Here is a 19955-nt window from a genome sequence, read left to right as displayed (position 1 = left end):
GGAGGATCACCCGCCGCCTACCGCGGACGCGGTACGTCCGCGCCCGCCTGCCACCCGTGCGGTAGCCGGCTGCGGCGCCGGCGGCACCCCGACAAGCCCGCTCCCGCCGGACGACCGGCGGCGGGCCCGGCGGTCATGCTCTTCCACGTTGACGTCCAGCCGAAGGGAACCCCGCCATGTTCATCGACCACCTGCTCGCGGCCCAGGCCGACCCCGTCGCCGCGTACGCCATGACCACCGGCCGGATGTGGTCCCTGATCGCCGCCGGGCTGGGCCTGGCCGGCGTCGCCGCCGGCGGCCTGGCCCTGGCCCGCTCCACCGGCCACCTCCGCCGCCGCGCCACCCCCGGCACTGGTACCGGCACCGGCACCGGCACCGGGACCGTGGCCGGGACCGTGGCCGGGACCGTGGCCGCTACCGGGAAGCGCGGGGCCGTCGTCGCCCTGGTCGCGGGGGTGACCAGCATCGTCATCGGCGGCTGGGTCATCGGCGCCGCCAAGGGCGGTCCGGGCACCGGCTACGGCATCGTCGGCGGCTACCTGGACCTGATCCTCGGCCTGGCCGCCGTCGTCCTCGGCGTCCTCGTGCTGAACCGCGCCCGCCGTCCGGCCTGACCGCCGGACGGCGCAAGTTCCGTGACGCGAAGGCTTCCCCGGCGTTGAGACGTGAGTCACCATGGATTCATGACCTTTGCGACGGAGACCAATGCCTGCTTGGAGTCGCACCTCATCGACCTGACGCAGGTGCCTCTGGACGCCTTGCGAGAGATCAGTGGGCTGGAGGGAGCCATCGCCACCCTGTGCGGCCGGCTGACCGACCACGCGACCCCGTTGTGCGAGAGCGGTATGGCGGCCCTGTGCGGAACCGTGCCCGTGACGGTGCCGAGCACGGCCATCACCGCTCTTGATCAGACCTGAGCCCTACCGGGTTCCGATTCCCACACTCGTGGCCGTGGCCACCGGCGACGTGAGCGCAGCCGATCTGGCCGTGCTCGAATCCGCGCAGCGCAGCCGGCTGCTCACGGCGCTCGCGGCCCTGCTGAAGCTCGGTCATGCCGCCCAGCCCAGGCCGCGGCGTGACGACATTCCGCCCACCCCGCTGACCGTGTCCTGGTCGGTGCTGACGGCAGCGCAACGCAGCTCGCCGGAGGCCGTGGAGGAGGTGCTGCGCGACCCCTCCGTCGGCGCCTGCGCCTTCCACCTGCTGCGGACGGTCGCGCAGGGCGCCGTGCCCGGTCCGGCGGAGACCGTCGCGGGGGCCTGCGCGAGACTGTTCGGCTCGATGGCCGCCGCCGCGGCCGTTCGCGCGGGCATGCGCTGCTCCTTACGGGTCCCGGCCAGGAGAGGACGGCTCTGGCTGCCCTCCCTGGGCCTCACGGGGGCGGTGGGACGTGGCGAATGGCCGGTCGTGGGCGTGGAGAGCCGCGCGCACGGCACGGTCGTCTTCGGCGACAGCGGATCGCTGCGGTTGCCCGACGACATGTCCCGTCCGGTGGAGGGCTGGTCACCGCTGCCGGTGGCCGAACCGGCGGACGGCGGGCGCCGCGTGGCCCTCGACCATCTCTCCCCCCACCGCGACTTCCGGGGCCTGCACGACCCGGCCCCGCTGGCCGCCGAGGACCTCGGCCGCTGGCGCGACCTGCTGCGGGCGGCCGTCGAGCTGCTGAAGGAGCGCCATCCCGGCGCGTACCGGGCGGTGACGGCGACCGTGCGCTCCCTGGTGCCCGTCGACGGGCCCAGCACGCTGCGCGTGGTCAGCGCGACGGTGCCGGACGCCTACGGGGCGGTCACGATGTCGCTGCCGGCCGACGCCGCCTCGCTCGCCGTCACGCTGGTGCACGAGGTGCGGCACCAGCTCCTCAGCACCGTCGACGAGCTGATGCCGCTGCTCGCTCCCGCCCCCGAAGGCCCCGAGCCGACCTATTTCGCCCCCTGGCGAGGGGACCCACGCCCGCTGCGGGGATTGCTCTACGGCGCGCACGCCTTCGCCGGCGTCACCGCCTTCTGGCAGGCCCGGCGGAAGCAGGACGGCGACCGCGCCGACTTCGAGTTCGCCTTCCACCGCTGGCAGCTGCGCACGGCACTGGCCGCGCTGGGCGGGGCCACCGGCCTGACCGAGGCAGGCGGCCGCATCGTCACCGCGCTCGCGGACGCGGCCCGCCCGCTGTGGGCCGAGCAGGTGAACGGCCCTGGCGCCCGGCTGGCGGAGTTGTGCTGCCGCGACCTGGTGGCCGGCTGGCGAGCGGCCCACCTGGTGGTGCGGCCGGGCGACGCCGACGAGTTGGCCCGCCGCTGGTCGGCCGGCCTGTCCCCGCCGGCACTGCCCGGTGCGCGCATGGGCGCGAGCCGCCCGAGCCTGCCGGGCAACGCGCGGATCTGGCTGGCCCGGTTGCGGTGCACGGACCAGCAGGCGTTCAAGCAGGCGTGCGCCGCGCTGGAGACGGGCGCGACCAGCCCCTTCGGGATAACCGACGCCACGCCCGCCGACGCGGCGCTGGTGTCGCAGGACACCGCCAAGGCCCGGCACCTCTACCGCCGCTCGACGCCGAGCCCGGAAGCCTGGATCGGGCTGGGCCTGGCGGCGGACTCGCGAACGTCGCTCCTGGTGGAACGCCCGGAACTGGTCCTGGCGCTGCACGCCGCGCTGCTGCGCCGCGGCGTGCAGCCGCCCGGGCCCGAGGAACTGGCCGAATGGCTCGGCTCATGAGCCGCGGGCCACGACCGCCTCAGATGCTGAGCAGGTCGATGTCGCAGTTGGCCCTGACGCCGTTCTCCATGTCGACCGTGGCGGGGTGTTCCGCGCCGTGGACCTTGTGGAACAACCTCAGCGTCTTGCTCTGCAGTTCCTTGGCCTCGTTGGTCAGGCCGAGGCTCTGCATGTCCAGGCTCAGGTTGGCCATGACGGCCAGGGTCGCGGAGTGCCGCTCCCCCCGCGCGCGGGTGCTCAGTTCCAGAACCTCGGTGTCGATGTCGTAGGCCTCCTGGAAGCGGCCCATCGCGAAATGGTCGCTGGCCAGGTTGGTCCGGGCCAGCAAGGTGCGCGGATGGTCGGCCCTCAGGACCTCGCCGAGGCCCTCGACGGCCGTGCTGTCCAGCTCGAACGCCTCGTCGAGCCGGCCGAGCAGCCGCAGCGTCACGGCGAGGTTCGTCTGGGTGGCGAACGTGTGGGGGTGCCGGGGGCCGAGCAGCGCGCCGCACTGCTCCATCGTCTCCCGGCCGAGCTCGGCCGCCCCCGCGAGGTCGCCGGTCTGGCGCAGGTCGGTGGCATGGTTCAGGGCCGCCCGGACCGTGTCGAGCGACCTGCCTCCCTGCACCTGCTGCAGGAGTTCGAGCACCTGGAGCGAGAGCTCGAACGCGCCTTGGTGGTCGCCCGTCTTGCGTCGCGTCACCGAGAGCTCGCGGGCGACCCAGATGGTCAGCGAGTGGTCTTCGCCCAGCAGCCGCACTGCCCGGTCACGCAGCTTCTCCTGTCCTTCCAGCGCCGCCTGGAAGCGGCCGAGCTCCTGCTGGTCGATGTGGAGGGAGTGCAGGCTGTTGAGCGTCTGCCGGTGGTCGTCGCCGAGCACCTCGACCAGCCGCTGGTGGGTGTCCTCGTCCAGCCGGTAGGCCTCCTCGAAGTCACCGGCCAGACGCAGGCTGACGGCGTAGTTGTGAGCCGCCTGCAGGGTGCCGGGGTCGTCGGCGTCGAACTCGCGCAGCGTGGTCTCGTAGGCGGCCTGGTCGAGCTCGCGGGCCCGGTAGAAGTCGCCGCGCAGGCGCAGCAGGATCGCCAGCACGCTCAGCGCGCGCTGGGTGTTCTCGTTGCGCTCGCCCAGCACCCGGCGGCAGCGCTCGACCAGTTCCGACTGGAGCTTGTAGGCGTCGCCGTGGCGGCCCTGCCAGCGCAGCGCCTCGGCGCGCACCTGGTCGACCTGGATCACGTGCTCGTGGTCGTCGCCGAGCACCCGCCGCCAGATCCTGGCGGCCTCCTCGGCCAGTTCGAGCGCCTCGGCGTAGTCGCTGCGGGCCAGCAGGAAGCGGGCCTCGTTGAGGACGAGCTGGCGGGTCCAGGGGTCCTCGCACTCCACCATGGTGGTGGCCCGCACGTGCGGCAGCAGCGCGGAGTACCGGGCCCATTCGCTCGGCCGCTGCGGGTTCCTGGGGTCGGCGTTGGCCAGGATCTCGTGGGCGCAGTGCCGCATCTCCGCGCGTTCCTGCGGGTTCATCTGCTCGATGAGCACGCGCTGCACCAGGCGGTGCACCTGGATGGTGGAATTGCGATGGTCGATGCGGGCCAGGGCGTAACGGCCGATCTCGCGGACGGCCTGGGAGAGCTTGATCGGGTCGTCGAGCGCGGCCCGCAGCGCAGGCGGAGCGCTGATCCCGCGGACGGCCGAGAAGAAGTCGCGGTCGATCGGCTCGGGCGCGAAGAACGCGCAGCACTGCAGCAGTTGCAGCGCCGCCGGATAATCCTCCCGCAGCCGGTCGAGGGAGACGTTCCAGGCCGCCGCGACCGGCAGGTCGTAGTCGGCCGGCGGGGCCACCTCCAGCAGCTCGGCGCATTTGGTCTCGAAGAGTTCGAGATATTGGTGCGCGGGCATCCCCGTCTCGGCCAGCCACACCGCGGCCTGTTCGACGGCCAGTGGAAGGTCTCCCAGGGCCTCTGCCAAACTGTCGGCCGCTTCGTGCGGAATCTGCGGGCTGCGCCGCTTGATAAGCGAGATGCTCTCCGACCGGGAGAAAACATCAACCTCAAGAGAGCTGGCCATGGTCGACCATTGAGAGTTACGAGAGGTTACCATCACACGCCCGGGTCCGTCGTTGGGAAAGAATTTCCTGACCTCGCCCGGATTCTCGGCGTTGTCAAAGACCAGAAGCCAGTTGGAGTAGGGCCGGCCCACCCGCAAGGCTTCCAGCACCGCCGGAACGGCACTGCGGTCGGCTCCCGCCTGCAGTCCCATTTGCTCACCGAGCTCGATTAGGGACTGTACTATCGAGTTTGTCTGTTCCGCGGGAATCCACCAGATGAGCTGATAATCTTTGCTGTTTCTGTATACGTATTCGATGGCGATCTGAGACTTCCCCACGCCGCCCATGCCGTGCAGCGCCTCGGGCAGGACCGCGGTGGTCGCCTCACTGGCGAGCCGCCGCCCGAGTTCGGTGAGCAACTCTTCCCGGCCGGTGAAGTTGCGATTGCGCAAGGGCAGATTAGAACCGATCCGCCGCGGCCCTTGTTGGGATTCTTCGTGATGAACCGGCGACGCAATCTTGGATGAACCAGACACAAGACCTCCCAGGGAAGCCGGAGATAGCTCTCCTTGATCAGACGGAGAAGAGCTAGGACTAAGAGTATCTGAACTATTACCTACCGTAGTCATCGCGGGCAGCCCGTCTTCATCCGGTACCGGTTCCGCCCGCGCTCGCTCCTCGGCCAGCAGGCCGCGCAGACGGTTGGCCCGGGCCAGGTAGGGTCCGGACAGCGCCGAAAGAGCCGTCCAGAGCGTCCGGATGAAGGGCTGGGTCCTCCCGGTGACGGGCGGGTCGGGGGCGTCGGTCTGCCAGGCGACCAGGGCGGCCCCGTTGGCGATCAGCGCCTCCAGGCGTGGCCCCAGACATCGCGACACCTCCTTGAGCACGCTGAGCGTCTCCGCCCGCGTGCTCTTCCCGAGCAGCTCCTCGCGGACCCCCTCGGGAAAGTCGAAGGTCACCTGTCCGGCGTCCTCCATGTCCGCGTCCCGGCCGGACCGGCGGAGCAGGCCGAACAGCATGATCTCCGCGAGGTTCCAGAGCTGGGCATGCGGGCTCATGGCCTGGATCACACGGAGGACGAACAGGTTGAGCGGGGCCGCGGCCAGCCTCTTGGCCAGTCCGGCCGCCGCGGGGGTGGCCCGCGACATGAACCGTTCGACCACCTGGCGGGCGTCGCCGTGCACGGGCGCGGCGACCGGATCGTGCGGGCCGGCGCGTCCGTTCAGGTCGCCCTGGGGGGAGGTGAGCAGCACGGCCATGTCATGGCGGCCGCCCTTGCCCACCAGCTTCGACCAGCGGCCGAGCGAGCCGGGCGTCAGCTCCATCAGCGGCACGGGCACGGGGGCGTGCGGCGGCACCCTGGACGGCTCGCTCAGCCACGAGGAGAAGGCCCTGATCTCGCGTATCTTGAGCAGCCGGTTGGGCAGTGCCGGGCCATGGGCGTCCAGCCCGGCCCCCACGGCGGTGGGGAAGGTGAACTCCCACACCTCCTGCGGCATCAGGCTGAGCGCGGCCGCCGGCGAGGTCACCGCGACGGAATGGAGGAAGGCCGCGGCGTCCCCGGTGCGCCAGCCTCTGGACAGGCCGTCGGTGAGCACCAGCACGAGCTGGTTCGGCCCCAGCTCGCCGACACCGCGCGGCGGGCCGCCGCGCCGCCGCGCCCAGGCGCCGGCCTCCGCGATGTCGAGGGAGATCGCCGTGATGTGGCGGAAGGCCGCCGTCTGCTCCATCAGCCCGCGGAACTGTCGGACCAGGTCCTCCCAGAGCACCATCGAGGGGTGGGCGTCCACGACGAGCACGAGGGACAGCAGCCGTTCGGCGGCGGGCCGGCACGCCGGCAGCCACAACCGGTCGGCGGCGACGCGTTCCGCCGTCGCCTCCTCGTCGAGCTCCCAGTCGTGGGGAGAGGGGCGCGACAACCTCAACGGCTTGAAGGCCAGCCCCAGCGCGTGGCCCCCCGGCAGCGCGGTCCGGCCGCCCGTGGAGCGCCGGGGCGGCGTCCGGTCGGGCCCGGCGCCCTGTCCGAGCGGGGTTTCGTACGGCGGGTCGTCCGTGCCGGGCTCCCGGGTCTCCTCCGCGGCGTCGTCGCCGGGCGTCGTGGGGGAGGGAACGCGGGGCGGGTCCTCCCCTGCGGCCTCGTCCCGGGGTTTCCCGGCCGGCGGGGTGCTCGCGCCGCCGTCGGGCGCCGGGTCCGGACGGCGGGGCGCCGGGACGTCCCGGCGGCGGCTGGGCGCGGCGGCGTCCTGGTAGGCGGCCAGATACAGCGCGTCCCGGAGCTCCAACCACGACGGTTCGGGTGGTTGATCGGCTGACGGGGTCATCGTGACCTCATTCCCACGCCCGCCCGTCCAATCGGTGCCACAACGAGTCCGCCATGTGGACGATGTCGTCCTGTTTGCCGTCGCGCCGCGAGGTCGCCAGGAACAGGGCGTTCAGCAACTGGTCGATGGACAGGCCCCCGCGCTCCCTGCTGCGCTCCAGGAAGCGGGAGATCAGCATGCCGCCCAGCTCGTCGGCCGTCTCCGGCCCGAAGTGCGCCGCGAGCATCCCGGCCAGGTCCTCGCGGGTGGGTTCGTGCAGATCGAGCAGCAGGCACCGGCGCAGGAACGCGGGCGGGAACTCGCGTTCGCTGTTGGACGTCATGATGACGATGGGGAACGCCTTGCACGTGATGCGCCCGCCGGAGATGTCGGCCTCGCCGTCCGGGTCGTCCGTGCGGACGCGCACCGTGGGATGCCTGCGCCGCGCCCGCAGCAGCTCGGGGATCGCGTACGCCCCCTCCTCGAAGACGCTGAGCAGGTCGTTGGCGAGATCGAGGTCGCTCTTGTCCAGCTCGTCGATCAGCAGCACGCGCGGCTCGGCGTAGGGCAGCAGGGCGGTCCCCAAGGGGCCGAGCTGGATGTACTCGCCGATCTCCGGCGGCGGCAGCAGGACCTCGCCGCCGCCGCCGTCGCGGTCGTCGGCCGTCCCGGCCCGCCACGCGGCGGTGTCCTGGACGCGGCCGATCGCGTCGTAGGCGTAGAGCCCGCCCTGCAGGGTCGAGCGGCTGGTGATGTGCCAGCGCAGCACCCGGCCGAGGCGTAACTCGCGGCTGATCCGGTAGGCGAGGCTGGACTTCCCGGTGCCGGGACGCCCGCTGACGAGCAACGGCCGGCGCAGCAGCAGCGCGGCGTTGACCATCTCCGCCTCGTGCCGCACCGCGTCGGACAGGATGCGTTCGGGCCATCGCGTGCCCAGCCGGCGCACGATCTCCGCGTCGTCCTCCGGAGGCGGCTGCAGCACGTCGCCGCCGGCGAAGGTGCGCCAGGGAGGCGGCGGCGGCAGCAACTCGCCCAGCCGGGTGTCGCGCAGCGGCTCGCCCGTGCCGCGGTAGATCCACCAGCGGGGGCGTACGCCGAGGGCGTCGGCGGCTCCGGACGGGGTGTCGGGGTGGATCATGCGCCCTCCACCTCTGAAGAGTCGGACGGACCCCCCGCTCCGGAGGCGACCGGCATCCGGGTCGGGTCGTCCCACAGCAGAGCGACGTGCCGGCCGATCAGCGCGTCATCGTGCGTTTGCGGCCCATTGGACGCTATCCGTAGCGCCTTGACAAGACTCGGCAGGTCGCGAGTACCCTCACGGTGCTCCAGCAGCGATCTGAGTGCGGCCCGGAACGTCGCGCTGTCGGCCCCGGTCCGCGCCCAGACGATCACGGGGACGCCCACGCGCAGGGCCTCGCCCAGTTCGTCCAGCGCCGGCCCCTCCGCCGCCGGTCTCCCGGTGACCTCGCCGGGCGCGACGCTGAGGACGACGACGGCGGGCGGCGGATCGGAGAGCAGGTGGGGGCGGCCGTCCTCGGGGAACCAGTGGACGCGCCCGGCCCGCTCCTCCGAGAACGCCTTCCACCGCCTCATCCACCGGCCGTGCAGGTCGAGCCGCTCCAGCCGCTCCATGCTGCGCACGACGACCTCGTGATCCTCCCCCAGGACGCCGACGGCTCCCTGGAAGGACTCCTTCCTCCACTGCTCCACCCGCAGGTGCAGCAGGTCGCGCGGCAGCACGAACTCTAGTGCCAGGTCGGACGTGGAACGGTGGGCCAGGTCGGACTCGATCTGCCTGATCAGTGTCCGCACCTCCTTCTCGGCGTGCCTCAGCGAGACGCGGCGGTCCGCGCCCCGGATCTGCCCGCCCGGATGGGTACGCTGCCAGTGGGACAGGATCGCGTCGCTGCCCTCGCCTCGTTCCAGCAGCGGACGGACCCTGATGATGAGGTAGTCAGAAGGGCTCCAGACGCTTCCCTTGACCACCGGTTCGTCGCCGGCCACCGGCTCGTCGCCGAGAGGCGCATGGGGGTCGTGCTCCGCGGCCCAGTCGAGGATCTCCAGCTGGCTGTCGGCCTCCGCGCCCATCGCCAGCAGGTCGCGCAGCACGTCGAAGCAGGGCAGGGCCGAACCGGGGCGGGCGTTCAGGGTGGCCGCGTGCAGGAACACCGTCCAGGGCTCGGTGCACCGCACGGGCGGCAGGGGCAGCCCGCACCTCTGGAGGAACAGGCAGTACTGGCGGTGGAGATCGGGGATGCGCACCCGGTCGAGCAGCGTGAAGAGCTGGTCCCACTCCTCGTTCTCCAGCAGCTCGACCTCCCAGGCGGCGGTGGCCACCCTGAGCCGCCGGATGGCCGCGGAACCGCCCTCCCACCGCTCCAGCGCCTCCACCAGCATGGCCAGGCCGGTCGGCTGCTCGGACAGCTCGTTCATCAGCTTGATGATCACGCCGCGCAGGGAGACGCCGCCCGCGACGTCGAAGCTCGCGCGGGTGCGGTCGGCGCCGAGGCTCTCGACGATGTTCCGCAGCGTCTCCGCATCCCGTAGACAGCTGACATCGGCCACCGCGTCGACCAGGTAGCGCGGGAGGACTCGCGTGGCCACCCTCATGCGTCCTCCTCCGGTCGGGGGCCGCCGGAACAGCACACCTCGTCGAGCACTCCCAGGGACCTCAGCGCCGAGTCCGACTCGCCGCCCACGTGCAGCACCGCCGCGCGCAGCGCCGCGCAGCCGTCCTGGTGGTCGACGCACGCCTGCACGATGGCCTGAACCTGCTGACGCGGCCACGGGTGCCTGCGGACGTCGCGGCGGATGGCCGCGGGCAGCGCCTCCCTGAGCATGTCGCCCGCGTCGTGATCGATCTGCGGCACCTCCAGCAGGGCGTCGGCGAGGCGGTAGCGGTCCTGCGGGGACGGCGGGCGGCACGCGGCGGGAGCGGCGCTGCGGACGGCGGCGGCCAGCGGCGGCCAGAGCCGCACCGCGGCCTCCACGGGCAGCATCCACGCGACCTTGGCCGCCCGGTCGGTGTGCGCGGCGGTGACCAGCCCGATCACCCGCCGGGCCGCGGGATCCCACACCGCGGCGCCGCTGAAGCCGCGCTCGACGGTGGGGCCGGTGGGCCGCAGCCCGTCGAGCTGGACCCAGTCGGGGTAGGGGCCGCCGGTGCCGACCAGGACGGCGGTGGCGATCAGGCCCGACATCGTGCCGCGGGGGTAGCCGATGATCGCCACTCTGCGTCCGTCGGGAGGGCCGCAGGGCAGCAGCGGCAGGGGGCCGCATCCGCGTGGCAGCGGCGGGTGCCCCGCGCGCAGGGTCAGCGCGGCGAAGTCGCCGTCGCCGTCCAGGGAGAGGCCGGACGGGGACTCCTGCAGCGGGGGCGGGGCCGACCACGCCTCCGGCGACGACCGGGCCACGGTGGTCCAGCCCCGGCCGTACAGGTCGACCGTCACCTCGCCAGGCGGTTCGCCGCCCGCGGCGGTGACCACGTGGGCGCAGGTGACGACGTGCAGACCGGCCGCGCCCACCATGGTGAGCACGCCCGCCCCCCAGAGCGCGCCGTCGGGCGACAACACGCGCACCTGTCCCCGTTCGGGCCCCACGACTCGCCTCCCTGCCCCTCGTCCACACCGTCGGGGCCGCACGGCGACGCCGCCCCTCGCACCGCCGGTCCGCACGGCGATCCCGCCTGCCGGGTGATCCGCGTCAGGCCGGATCGTCCGGCACCCGCCGCCAGGTCATGGACACCTTGAGATGGCCTTCGCCCTCGCTGTGCGCGATGACGGCGCCCACCTTCGCATTGAGCCGGACGCCGAATTCGACGTTGACTTCGTCAGGAGGGTGAGGCAAAGCTACAAGCCGGTCGAAGGTGGTGCGGGCCAGTCCGCGAATCTGGTCGAGACCGCCTTCCAAGGATCCGGCGGCCGCGGCGATCGACTCGCTCAGCCGGGACGCGGCGACGACTCCCGGTTCGTTGTCGTCGATCTCGACGTAAATAGCCGCGCCATCCTCGGACTCGAAGCGGATTAACTGCATCAATGCCATCCTCTGCTGCTGCCGCCCGCCGCCAAGGATGTCAAAGATACTCCTGCCTCAGGCGTGTCCGTAAGGAGGAAATGACGCGAACTACTGTTTTGCGCATTTTGTCGGACAGAGTCCCTCGCGGCAGAACCCAAACGTAACTACAGCACCTTTATGTCCGACTCGCACCAGTTTTATCCGTGAATGAGGGTGATCTCGCTTTTGTTGAGTCTCACTCCGAACAACCGGTTCAGTCATCGATAGGCGGTATTGCGGGCGCAGGCGTCATGGCCGGATGGTACGGAGTGTGCCCGGAGAGGGGCCCGTGTCGGTTTTCGTTCAAGAGGTCAAGGTCAGGGCAGTTGCGAGTCATGGACGAACAGGACAAGCTGCCCGAGGACATGCCGCCCGCGGTCGGACGGGTCAACGGGGAGAGCGACACCACCGCCGCACGGGCGGCGGTCGAAGTGCGGGACACTCCCCGGCCGATCCCCGCCGAGCCGGTCGAGCCGCCGCCCGACCCTGAGGAGAAGGTCGCCCAGGAGCGGCGCGAGGTGGCCGAGGAGTCCCGCGAGGACTCCGGCGCGGACTCCGGCGAGGAGGAACCGGGCGCGGAGCCCACCGACTGACTCCCCATCCACCATCCGCCCGCCCTGCCGAATCGCCAGGAGGGCAGGTGGGCGCGGGAGAGCTGGTATGCGCTCCAGCTCTCCCACTGCGTGAGGAACGGACCGATGCCCGCACGCCGCACGGAGAGGGCATCGGCCGATCCTGACGGTCGTGAAGGGCTCCTTGAGCACGGCCGAGGGCCTTCACCGTCGGTTTCCGATCTTCAGGTTCAGACGCGGCGCTCGTCGACGCCCACGGCGCCGACGCCCGTGCCGAGCCGGCCGCAGACGCCCTGGGACTGGCCCGAACGACCGGGCGGGAGGTCGACCCAGTCGCCGACGACGTCGGGCGCCCAGCCGCAGGTGATCACGGCCCGGAACCGCCAGGTCTGGCCCGTCGGGTTGCTGCACATCGCGATGCCGAGGTAGTTGTCGTTGTTGTGGACGAAGGTGTCGCAGTCGAGGACCGTGGCGGCCGACGCCGGCGCGGTGAACCCCAGCGACAGCAGGGCGACGGACCCGGCGACGACCGCCGCGACATGCCTTGTCTTGCGCAATGCCCCTCCTGAACGAATGCTGGTCTGTCACTTACCGTCATGCAGCGTACGCAAGGAGTGGCGGAGACGGAAGGCGCGGTTTCGTCAGGAGTCGCTTCCCCGGGCGTCGGCGACAGGGAGGCGGGGTGCTCATGCCGTGTTGGTCGGCGAGGGCCACGATCCTCCATTTCCCTGCCACGGCTGGTCGCCGAAGGCCGGGGTGAGCTCGTACAGCAGCCGTTGCGGGCCCTGGTAGAAGGCGGCCAGCAGCGGGGGCGCCGCCTCCAGCTCGGCGGCCAGGACGTCCAGCGCGGCGGGCAGGTCGACGTCCGCGGTCGCGACCGCGACGCAGGCGCAACCCGCCAGTTCGGCGGCCAGCGGCTGGATCGTCCCCGCGAACAGGCCGGCGATCGGGTGCGGCACCACCTCCTGGCGCAGTGCGTCCAGGACGAGGGCGGCGATGCTGTGCAGGTGCGGGAAGCGGGCCGCGGTGGCGATCATCGCCTCGTGCACCGGTCCGGCGTCGGGGCCGGGGCGGGCGACCACCCGCAGGTGCCGGGGCGTCAGGGGGAGCCAGGTCCAGTCGATGGTGTCGGCGTCGGCCACCACCACGTCGTCACGATCGTCGGTCAGCGCCCGCAACGCCAGGACGTCGGCCCCGCCGCACAGCAGAAGCGTCGCCGGGGGCAACATCCGCTCGACGGACGGGAACAGCGGCGGCGCCAGTGGCGGCGCAGGGGCGAGCCGCGGCCGCGCCACCTCCCCGAAAGCCGCACCACCGACCATCGACCCGCCCGCCCCCTGACCGAAAGCTGAGACACCGGCCGCCCCCAACCGGCCCGCCTCCTGACCGAGAGCCGTGGCACCGACCACCGACCGGCCCGCCTCCTGACCGATAGGCGTGACGTGGGCCGTCCCCGACCGGCTCGGCTCCTGATCGGCGTCCCCCGGACGGGCCGGGGCGGGCACGAGCCCGGCACCGGCCTGCGGCGACGTGCCCCGTTCCGCCGCTTCGCCGCGCCGGCCAAGCGCTGCGGGCCGGTCACGCTGGGCAAGCTCTGCGAATCCGTCAGGCGGGGCCGGTTCTGTGGGGTCGTCGCGCTGGGCGGGTTCTGCGGGTTCGTCGTGCCGCGGCGGTCCGATTCGGTCGAGGAGCAGGGCAGGGCCGGCGTGCGTCGCCGGAGCCGAGGTGGGCGCGGAGCCGTTCGGTGCGGGGGTGTTCAGGGGGACGGCGGGGTGGAGCGGCTCGCCCGGCCGCCACGGGCCCCCGGCGGCGAGCGGGGACGCGGCGGTGGCGGCGGGGACGATGGCGCGGACCAGCGCGACCGCGTCCTCGCCCGCCCCGCACTCCAGGAAGACCTCCGCGCCGCGCGCGGCCAGCCCCCGGACGGCCTGGTGGAAGTGCACGGTGACGACCATGGCGTCGGCGGTGACGGCGACGGGGTCGTCGTCGGGGGTGAGCAGGCGTCCCAGCGTCGGGGAGAACACCGGCCAGCGCGCCGGAGCCGTTCTGACGCCGGGCAGGCGGCCTCTCAGCTCGGCGGCCGCGGCGGCGACCGCGGGCGTGTGGGCGGGGTGCGGGACCTGGAGCGGGGCGCTCGTCCAGCCCAGATGCCCGGCGATCCGGGCCGCCTGCGGCATCAGCTCGCGCGGCCCCGACAGGACGCACCGCCGCGGCGTGTCGTCGCAGCCGACCACGAGATGGGGATGGTCGAGCAGCGCGACCAGGCGCCGGGCCTGCACGGCGGAGACGTCGAGGGACATCATCGTGCCCGGCCAGTCCAGGCCGGTCAGTGCGCGGCTGCGTGCGCAGGCCAGGCGCGCGCCGTCGCCCGCGCTCAGCACCCCGGCGGCGACCAGGGCCCACAGCTCCCCGAGGCCGTGGCCCACCAGCGCGTACGGCTGGAGCCCCTCCCGTACGAGGGTGTCGAAGGCGGCTAACGACACCGCCATCAGGGCCAGGTAGTGGCTCTCGGGGCCGGGCTGGCGGGGGGCGTCCGGGGTGAGGAGGTAGGCGCTGAGCGGTGGCGAGCCGTACTCGGCGGCGACGGCGTCGATCTCCGGCAGGAGCTCCTGGACGGCCGGCGTACGGGCGGCCAGGGGCGCCAGCACCCCGGCGGCGGGCATGGCTACGCTGCCCGGGAAGACCGCGACGACTTTGCTGCGCATGTAGTCCCTTCCTGGAGGCGGGGCTTTGCGGGACACGGGAAAGGACCGGCGAAGGACGCGTCTTCGCGAACTGTTCGCACCCGTCGCCGGTGTCCGTCCGGCCGAACGACTGATACCGCTCGCACACGATAAGTAGTCGTGTCATTGCGACACGTCACCCTATCGACGGAGAAACTCGCCTATAGCCGTCCGCACCTCTTGCGACGCAGGCCCTGAAGTGTGCACTCGCCTCGCACCATCACTGTGCGTGATTGGTTAGTCACTTATGGCGATCGGGATTCTGGGGAGCGCGCCCGTCCTGGTGATACGAACGGGTGGGTCAGTGCGACCCCGGGGGGTGCGCGATGGAATTCTGCCCGGAAGAGCTCGGCGGCCACGGTGCCGACGGACGAGCCGGGCCCGCCGCCGGGCGCGGCGTGCTGCACGGCGCGTTCGCGGTGCTGGAGGAGCTCGCGCGGGTGGAGGAGGCCGGGCTGACGCAGCTCGCCGTGGCCACCGGCCTGCCCAAGGCGACCGCCCACCGGTTGTTGTGCCGGCTCACCGACCTCGGCCTGGTCCACCGCGAGGACGGCCGCTACCGCATCGGCACGCGGATGTTCCGCTGGGGTCAGCGCTGGTCACCGGCCCAGGTGCTGAGCACGGCCGCCGTGCGGCCGCTGCGCCGGCTGGCCGCCGCCGGATGCGCGGTGACCATCGCGGTCAGGGACGGCGACGACGTCATCGTCGTCTCGGGCATCGGCGACCCGGCCGTGGACGAGGTCTTTCGCATGCGTCCCGGCCTGGTGCTGCCGGCGGCCAGCGCCGCGGAGGTCGTGCTGGCGGTGGGCAACCCGGCGTCGGGCCGCCGTCCTGACCCCGGCTGGAGCCTGCCGGAGGGGCACTCCCCCGCCGAGTGGGCGCGGCGGGTCGGCGACGCCCGCGAGCGGCGGGTGGCCTTCGACTTCGAGGCGGCCCTGCCGCCCCTGGGATGTGTGGCCGCCCCCGTCCGCGCGCCGACCGGGGCCGTGGTGGCCGCGGCGGCCGTCGTGGTGGTCGGCACGTCCCGGCTGCCCTTGCTGGCCGACGCCGTGCGCGAGACGGCGGCGTGCATCAGCGCCAATCTGGCCCGGGTGCCGGGAGCGGGCCGCGCCCTGAGCCTGCTGGCCGCCCCGGAAGCCCCGCCACGCGACCGGTGAGCCCCGGCCCATGGCCGGAAGTCCCGCCACGCGACCGCTGAGCCCAGCCCATTGCCGGAAGTCCCGCCCATAGGAGGCCGCCCGCCGTCCCAAGGCCGTCCGAAGGGGGGACCGGCGGCCGTCGCCGCCGGTCAGGGCCGGGCGGTCCGGGGAGGCGTCAGGCGTCGAAGTCGATGACCAGCCGCCCCAGCCGGGCCCGCAGCGGGACGCTGTCGGCGTGCGCGAGCCGCTCGCCCACCGGGATCCGCTGCGGCGCGCCACCCCCGGCCGCGTCGATGACGACCGTCTCGTCGGCGGTGCCGGGGTCGGTGCGGTAGCGTTCGCGCTCCTCCACCAGGAGGCGGTACTGCCAGACGATGTCCAGCACCGCCGGCGGGATCACCGCCGACCACTGGTAGCCGGTCTGGGCCGTGCCGCAGGTCAGTTCGGCTCTGATCGGCGTGTCCGTCCAGTCCAGTTCTTCGGCGCTGGTGAAGGGCCGCCGCTGGACGGTCGCGGTGACGCGGTGGCTCGCCGCGACCCCGGGCAGCCCGGCACCGGCCTGCGCGCCGAGCTCGGTGGCGGCGGCGGGCCCGGCGAGGACGACGCGCAATCCCCCGCCGGACACCTCCTCGACCGTCAGGGTCCGGCGCGGCACGAGCTGCGCGAACTCGGCCTGCACCACCGGCGACAGCTCCAGCCCCGTCAGCGCGTGCGGCTGGTAGCGGGCCAGGGCCAGGCGCAGGTACGGGAAGCAGGCCGACGCCTGCCCGGCCGCGCCCAGGTCCACGTCCACGTCGGCGAACCACAGGCGCTTGGCCGCGTCGTACGACGGCTCGTACGCCACGACCGCCCCGGTCAGCTCGCGGCCCTCCCTGGACTCGGCCAGCCGCAGCCCGACGGCGGTGACGGGTCCGGGGAAGTTGCCGGGTGCGGGCGGGGGCAGCACGGTCGCGTCCGACCAGACGGGATCGGTGCCCCACCGGGTCGCCAGCCGGCCGGGCAGCGCGTCGCCCCCGGGCGGGTCGAGCACGACCGCCAGCAACTCGTCGTCGCCGGAGGAGAACCACGGCCGGTCCAGGTGGACCCGGACGCCGGCCCCGTCGCGTACCGACACGAAGCGCCGCTCGCGGCGGTCCTGCTGCCGGCTCCACCGGAAGGTGGGCAGCAGGTACGACGGTTTCGGCGGCTCCGGCCGCCTGCTCGCGGGCACCGGCCAGCCCCGCCCGGACGGCCCTGCGCTCGGCTCGCCGGCGCTGGTGACCAGGCCCGGGTCGGCGGTGATCGACGGGTGGAAGTACTCGCGGAACCGGGTGGTGGCGGTCGGCCGGTAGGCGACGTTGCGGTGCAGCGTGTCGCCGAAGTCATGGCGGAGCGGGGTGGCCGAGTGCGGCAGGCGCACCTCGTCGCGGTCGGCGTAGGCCAGCTCGACCCGGCCGACGTGGGCGTGCTCCCTGATCCGGCGGGGGGCCGGTTCGGTGACGTCGTCGATCCAGCGCGTCCAGGTGGCGTCGATGTCGACGTGCCCGGTGCTGCGCGGGTGCGCGCGCAGGGCGCCGCGCAGGTCGGCGAAGGTCTGTTCGGGGTCGCGGGCGAAGTCCAGCCCGGCGAGCGCGGGCGGCGACAACGGGCGTTCGACGGCGTGCACGAGGCGCAGCTCCGTGTACGGGGTGAGCAGCCAGTTCAGCCCGGCGACGGTCTCCTCGGCGATCAGCTCACGTTCGGCGTCGGTCAGGTCGCGCCAGAAGTCCGAGACGAGCAGGCGCTGCCAGACGGGCAGCAGGGCGAGGTCGGCCGCGGTGAGCCGGCAGCTGAGCCGTACGGTCGCCGTCTCGGCCTTGGGCAGGTGGACGGTGAGCCGGCGCGGGACGTCCTGCCATCGCGGCGGCCCGTCCCCCTCCTCGATCCGCAGGGTGAACGGCGCCGCGTCCGGCCAGGCGTCGTGGAAGCCGTCGTAGAAGGAGACGGGATGAAGGGGCGGCGCGCCCGGCAGTCCGTACAGCGTGACGCCCCTGGCCAGGACGTCGGGCAGGTACGGCAGGATCAGCTCGGCGGCGGTGTGCACGACGAACTCGCCCCGCTTCAGCCCGGCGCCGCGCGCCACGGGCAGCCGGGTGACCGGCTCGGGGTCGGCGGCGTCGTGCTTGGCGACCGCGATCTCGCCGAAGAACAGCAGGTCGCGGGTGCGGCGCGGGTCGTCGGCGTAGCTCACCACGGTGTCGAGGAACGTGCCGGACTCGCGCGCGGCGGCCGTGAAGAACCTTCTGCGCACCTCCTGCGGCCGGTCGCCGCCGATGGCGTCGTCGAAGCGGCCGTGCCGCTCGGCCATCTGCAGCGACGTCTTGGGCGGGGCGACGAACCGCTCGTCGTAGTAGACGTACCGGCGGCTCAGCCCGTCGGCGGCGGGCGGGTGGTCGGTGTGGCCGGGGACGTCCTGGCGGTCGAGGGCCCACTCCCAGGCGGGCACGTCGCGTCCGTCGGCCGTGACGGTGCTCCGGATGACCAGGCACTGGCTGGACTCGCCCTCGTTGAACGGCTTGCGCTCGACGATCACCGGCGGCGGCACCGGCTCCCACCGCGAGTACGTGATCGCCCGCGACAACGCGGACGCGGGCGCCTGCGCCTCCGGGGCCAGGGCGTTGCCCGCCAGGTCCACGACGCGGGCCCGCAGCCGGTAGGTGCGCCCGTACCGGAGCGCCGGCAGCGAGCCGGGCACCGGCGTGAACTTGGTGTCGAGCGGGAAGTTCGCGTCCACCTCCGGATCGGCGACGACCGGCCGGCCGAACCTGTCCAGCGTGCGGCCGGGCAGCGGGGCGGCCAGGCTCCAGCCGTCCCAGCCGAACAGCGCCTGGTGCACGTACAGCTCGTCGGTCCTGGTCGCGTCGCGGGTGACGGCGCTGGCCCGGACCGCGCCCTCGTCGTCGGCGATCCCCTCGATCCAGTACGGCGGCTGCCCGCCGCGGCGGATGAGGTAGGAGCCCCGGCGGCGGCACAGGGAGAGCCAGCCGGTGACCGCGCCGTCCGGGCCGACGACCCCGGCGTCCACGCGGAACCCGCGGACCAGGTGCCCGGCGTGCAGCTCGGGCACCTGGTCGGCCGATCCACGCTGGTGGGCGGCGTCGTCGCCGATCTGGGCGGCCAGCCAGGCGTCCCGTCCGCGGTGGAAGACGGTGAGCCCGGCGCCCTGGAGCGCCGTCGTGCCGGTGCCCAGGTGCTGGGCGCTCGGCTGGCCGCTCGGCCCGCTCAGCCCGTGCATGCGCTCGATCAGCGCGGTGAAGTCGGCCGCCTTGATGGCCGAGCCGTCGATGTCGGCGTCGGTGACCGTCCAGTCGTCGCCGCCCAGGCCGAGCCAGCCGCCCTGGACGGGGTGCCCCGGCGGCGACGCGGCGGTGAAGCGCTCCCCCGGCGCGAAGTCGTAGAGCGTCCACGGCCGCAGCCGGTCGGTGTCGAACGGCGGTGGCACGTCCTCGAACGCCACCCGCAGCCGTCCGGCGGCGGCGAGCCCCGGCGGCACGGGGACGACGAGGTCGAGGACGAGCCCGAGCCGGCGGCACAGCTCCGGATAGTCGGCCAGGAAGCCGCAGACGCCGTGGAACTCCACGTCGGGCGGCTCCGGCCGGGCCCCGCCGGCCGCCGCGCCCGCCGGGCCGCCGCCGTCGCCGGGGGGTTTGGGCCGGTCGTAGAACCTGACGGCCTCGGCCAGCGCGAACCTCGTCTCGTCGCTGCGGTAGGCCTCGCTCGTCCGGTCGAGGGTGGCCGGGCCGGAGTCGGCGGCGGCGCGGACGCCCCCGCCGATCATGCCGTCGATGGCCCGGTAGGCGGCCTGGGGGTCGCCGCTGAACCTGCTCATCTCGCCGACCACCGGGAGCTCGCGGACCAGACCGGTGTACGGCTGACGCCAGGGCCGTCGCAGGGGGCCGTCCCCGCGCCGGCCGAGGGCGGCCTCGCCGCTTCCCGGAGGCGTGAGGCGGTCGCTGATCACGGCCTGGCCGATCTGGTCGTACAGCGTGGCGATGCGCTCGTGGACCAGCGCCGCGGGGAACGACCGCAACACCCGCACGCCCGGCGAACCGGCCGCGACCGCCGCGCCGAGGGCGGCGGCGGCCAGGGAGCGCGACCGCACCGGCGAGGCGGCCGGGAAGAGTCTGCCCCACAGGTCGGAGTCGGGGGCGGGGGATCGCGGGTCGGGGTGTGGGACGACCGGGGCCGCGTGGCCGTCCCACACGATTCGCAGGGCCGGCAGGACGGTCTCGCGCAACGTCCTCGGCCAGTCGGTGAACTCCGCGACGTCGTCGAGCCGGCCGCGCGGCGCCTCCAGCCGGGGCCCGACGGCCACCGACAACCGGACCTCGCCCGGTCCGGCCACCCCGGCCGGCAACGCCGTCCACAGAACCTTGAACGTGCCCATGCGCTCCCCCGTACTCTGTCCGGTCCGTTCGCTCAT

General features: G+C 73.4%; 13 protein-coding genes. 5 read left to right on the top strand and 8 right to left on the bottom strand.

Annotated features, from left to right (window positions below; genetic code table 11):
• The first annotated feature begins 176 nt into the window (after window positions 1–176).
• The 3 genes from AB0J71_RS32210 to AB0J71_RS32200 all read left to right on the top strand — a co-directional run bounded on the left by AB0J71_RS32210 (window position 177) and on the right by AB0J71_RS32200 (window position 2706).
• Window positions 177–614, top strand: coding sequence for a DUF6223 family protein (locus AB0J71_RS32210; RefSeq protein ID WP_364417544.1), 438 nt, complete (start codon window positions 177–179; stop codon window positions 612–614).
• Between the two features lie 69 nt (window positions 615–683).
• Window positions 684–917: a hypothetical protein gene (locus tag AB0J71_RS32205; protein ID WP_352327764.1), complete on the top strand. Its 234-nt coding sequence runs from the start codon at window positions 684–686 to the stop codon at window positions 915–917.
• A 34-nt stretch (window positions 918–951) separates the two neighbouring features.
• Window positions 952–2706, top strand: a complete 1755-nt coding sequence (locus AB0J71_RS32200) for an HEXXH motif-containing putative peptide modification protein (RefSeq protein WP_364417542.1) — start codon at window positions 952–954, stop codon at window positions 2704–2706.
• A 19-nt stretch (window positions 2707–2725) separates the two neighbouring features.
• On the opposite strand, the gene fxsT is transcribed toward AB0J71_RS32200, so the two are convergent.
• The 5 genes from fxsT to AB0J71_RS32175 form a co-directional block, all read right to left on the bottom strand.
• Window positions 2726–7048, bottom strand: coding sequence for an FxSxx-COOH system tetratricopeptide repeat protein (fxsT, locus tag AB0J71_RS32195; protein WP_364417539.1), 4323 nt, complete (start codon window positions 7046–7048; stop codon window positions 2726–2728).
• A 7-nt stretch (window positions 7049–7055) separates the two neighbouring features.
• Window positions 7056–8165: an AAA family ATPase gene (locus AB0J71_RS32190; RefSeq protein WP_364417537.1), complete on the bottom strand. Its 1110-nt coding sequence runs from the start codon at window positions 8163–8165 to the stop codon at window positions 7056–7058.
• Window positions 8162–9637 (bottom strand): hypothetical protein, encoded by a 1476-nt coding sequence (locus AB0J71_RS32185; protein ID WP_352327227.1) that lies wholly within the window; start codon window positions 9635–9637, stop codon window positions 8162–8164. Before AB0J71_RS32185 ends, AB0J71_RS32190 begins: the two co-directional genes overlap by 4 nt.
• Window positions 9634–10626 carry a trypsin-like peptidase domain-containing protein gene (locus AB0J71_RS32180; protein WP_364417535.1) on the bottom strand — a complete coding sequence of 331 codons (993 nt, stop codon included), beginning with the start codon at window positions 10624–10626 and terminating at the stop codon, window positions 9634–9636. Before AB0J71_RS32180 ends, AB0J71_RS32185 begins: the two co-directional genes overlap by 4 nt.
• A 103-nt stretch (window positions 10627–10729) precedes the next feature.
• The gene (locus AB0J71_RS32175; RefSeq protein ID WP_364417533.1) at window positions 10730–11068 is read right to left on the bottom strand and encodes a CU044_2847 family protein; all 339 of its coding nucleotides are present in this window, start codon (window positions 11066–11068) and stop codon (window positions 10730–10732) included.
• Window positions 11069–11415: 347 nt separating this feature from the next.
• Here AB0J71_RS32175 and AB0J71_RS32170 point away from each other — a divergent pair, with 347 nt between their 5' ends.
• A complete protein-coding gene (locus AB0J71_RS32170) occupies window positions 11416–11673 on the top strand; it encodes a hypothetical protein (protein WP_364417531.1) in 258 nt (85 codons plus the stop codon).
• 209 nt (window positions 11674–11882) lie between these two features.
• On the opposite strand, the gene AB0J71_RS32165 is transcribed toward AB0J71_RS32170, so the two are convergent.
• Together AB0J71_RS32165 and AB0J71_RS32160 are read right to left on the bottom strand one after the other, a co-directional pair.
• Window positions 11883–12209, bottom strand: a complete 327-nt coding sequence (locus AB0J71_RS32165) for a hypothetical protein (protein ID WP_352327231.1) — start codon at window positions 12207–12209, stop codon at window positions 11883–11885.
• A 129-nt stretch (window positions 12210–12338) separates the two neighbouring features.
• A complete protein-coding gene (locus AB0J71_RS32160) occupies window positions 12339–14357 on the bottom strand; it encodes an acyltransferase domain-containing protein (RefSeq protein WP_364417529.1) in 2019 nt (672 codons plus the stop codon).
• A gap of 344 nt (window positions 14358–14701) precedes the next feature.
• Here AB0J71_RS32160 and AB0J71_RS32155 point away from each other — a divergent pair, with 344 nt between their 5' ends.
• Complete coding sequence (locus AB0J71_RS32155) at window positions 14702–15532, top strand: helix-turn-helix domain-containing protein (RefSeq protein WP_352327233.1); 831 nt, start codon at window positions 14702–14704, stop codon at window positions 15530–15532.
• A 157-nt stretch (window positions 15533–15689) separates the two neighbouring features.
• Here the strand turns inward: AB0J71_RS32155 and AB0J71_RS32150 are convergent, their stop codons facing one another.
• The gene (locus tag AB0J71_RS32150) at window positions 15690–19955 is read right to left on the bottom strand and encodes a hypothetical protein (RefSeq protein WP_364417527.1); all 4266 of its coding nucleotides are present in this window, start codon (window positions 19953–19955) and stop codon (window positions 15690–15692) included.

It is taken from the genome of Nonomuraea sp. NPDC049637 (assembly GCF_040675235.1).
Classification (GTDB): domain Bacteria; phylum Actinomycetota; class Actinomycetes; order Streptosporangiales; family Streptosporangiaceae; genus Nonomuraea.
The sequence above is the reverse complement of the archived record's forward strand: the minus strand, read 5'-3'. Positions and strand labels throughout refer to the sequence as shown.

Excerpts from the sequence above, each read along its gene's own strand:
- AB0J71_RS32210 (WP_364417544.1), top strand. The coding sequence starts at position 177 with ATGTTCATCGACCACCTGCTCGCGGCCCAGGCCGACCCCGTCGCCGCG.
- AB0J71_RS32205 (WP_352327764.1), top strand. The coding sequence starts at position 684 with ATGACCTTTGCGACGGAGACCAATGCCTGCTTGGAGTCGCACCTCATC.
- fxsT (WP_364417539.1), bottom strand. The coding sequence starts at position 7,048 with ATGACCCCGTCAGCCGATCAACCACCCGAACCGTCGTGGTTGGAGCTC.
- AB0J71_RS32190 (WP_364417537.1), bottom strand. The coding sequence starts at position 8,165 with ATGATCCACCCCGACACCCCGTCCGGAGCCGCCGACGCCCTCGGCGTA.
- AB0J71_RS32185 (WP_352327227.1), bottom strand. The coding sequence starts at position 9,637 with ATGAGGGTGGCCACGCGAGTCCTCCCGCGCTACCTGGTCGACGCGGTG.
- AB0J71_RS32175 (WP_364417533.1), bottom strand. The coding sequence starts at position 11,068 with ATGGCATTGATGCAGTTAATCCGCTTCGAGTCCGAGGATGGCGCGGCT.
- AB0J71_RS32170 (WP_364417531.1), top strand. The coding sequence starts at position 11,416 with ATGGACGAACAGGACAAGCTGCCCGAGGACATGCCGCCCGCGGTCGGA.
- AB0J71_RS32160 (WP_364417529.1), bottom strand. The coding sequence starts at position 14,357 with ATGCGCAGCAAAGTCGTCGCGGTCTTCCCGGGCAGCGTAGCCATGCCC.
- AB0J71_RS32155 (WP_352327233.1), top strand. The coding sequence starts at position 14,702 with ATGGAATTCTGCCCGGAAGAGCTCGGCGGCCACGGTGCCGACGGACGA.
- AB0J71_RS32150 (WP_364417527.1), bottom strand. The coding sequence starts at position 19,955 with ATGAGCGAACGGACCGGACAGAGTACGGGGGAGCGCATGGGCACGTTC.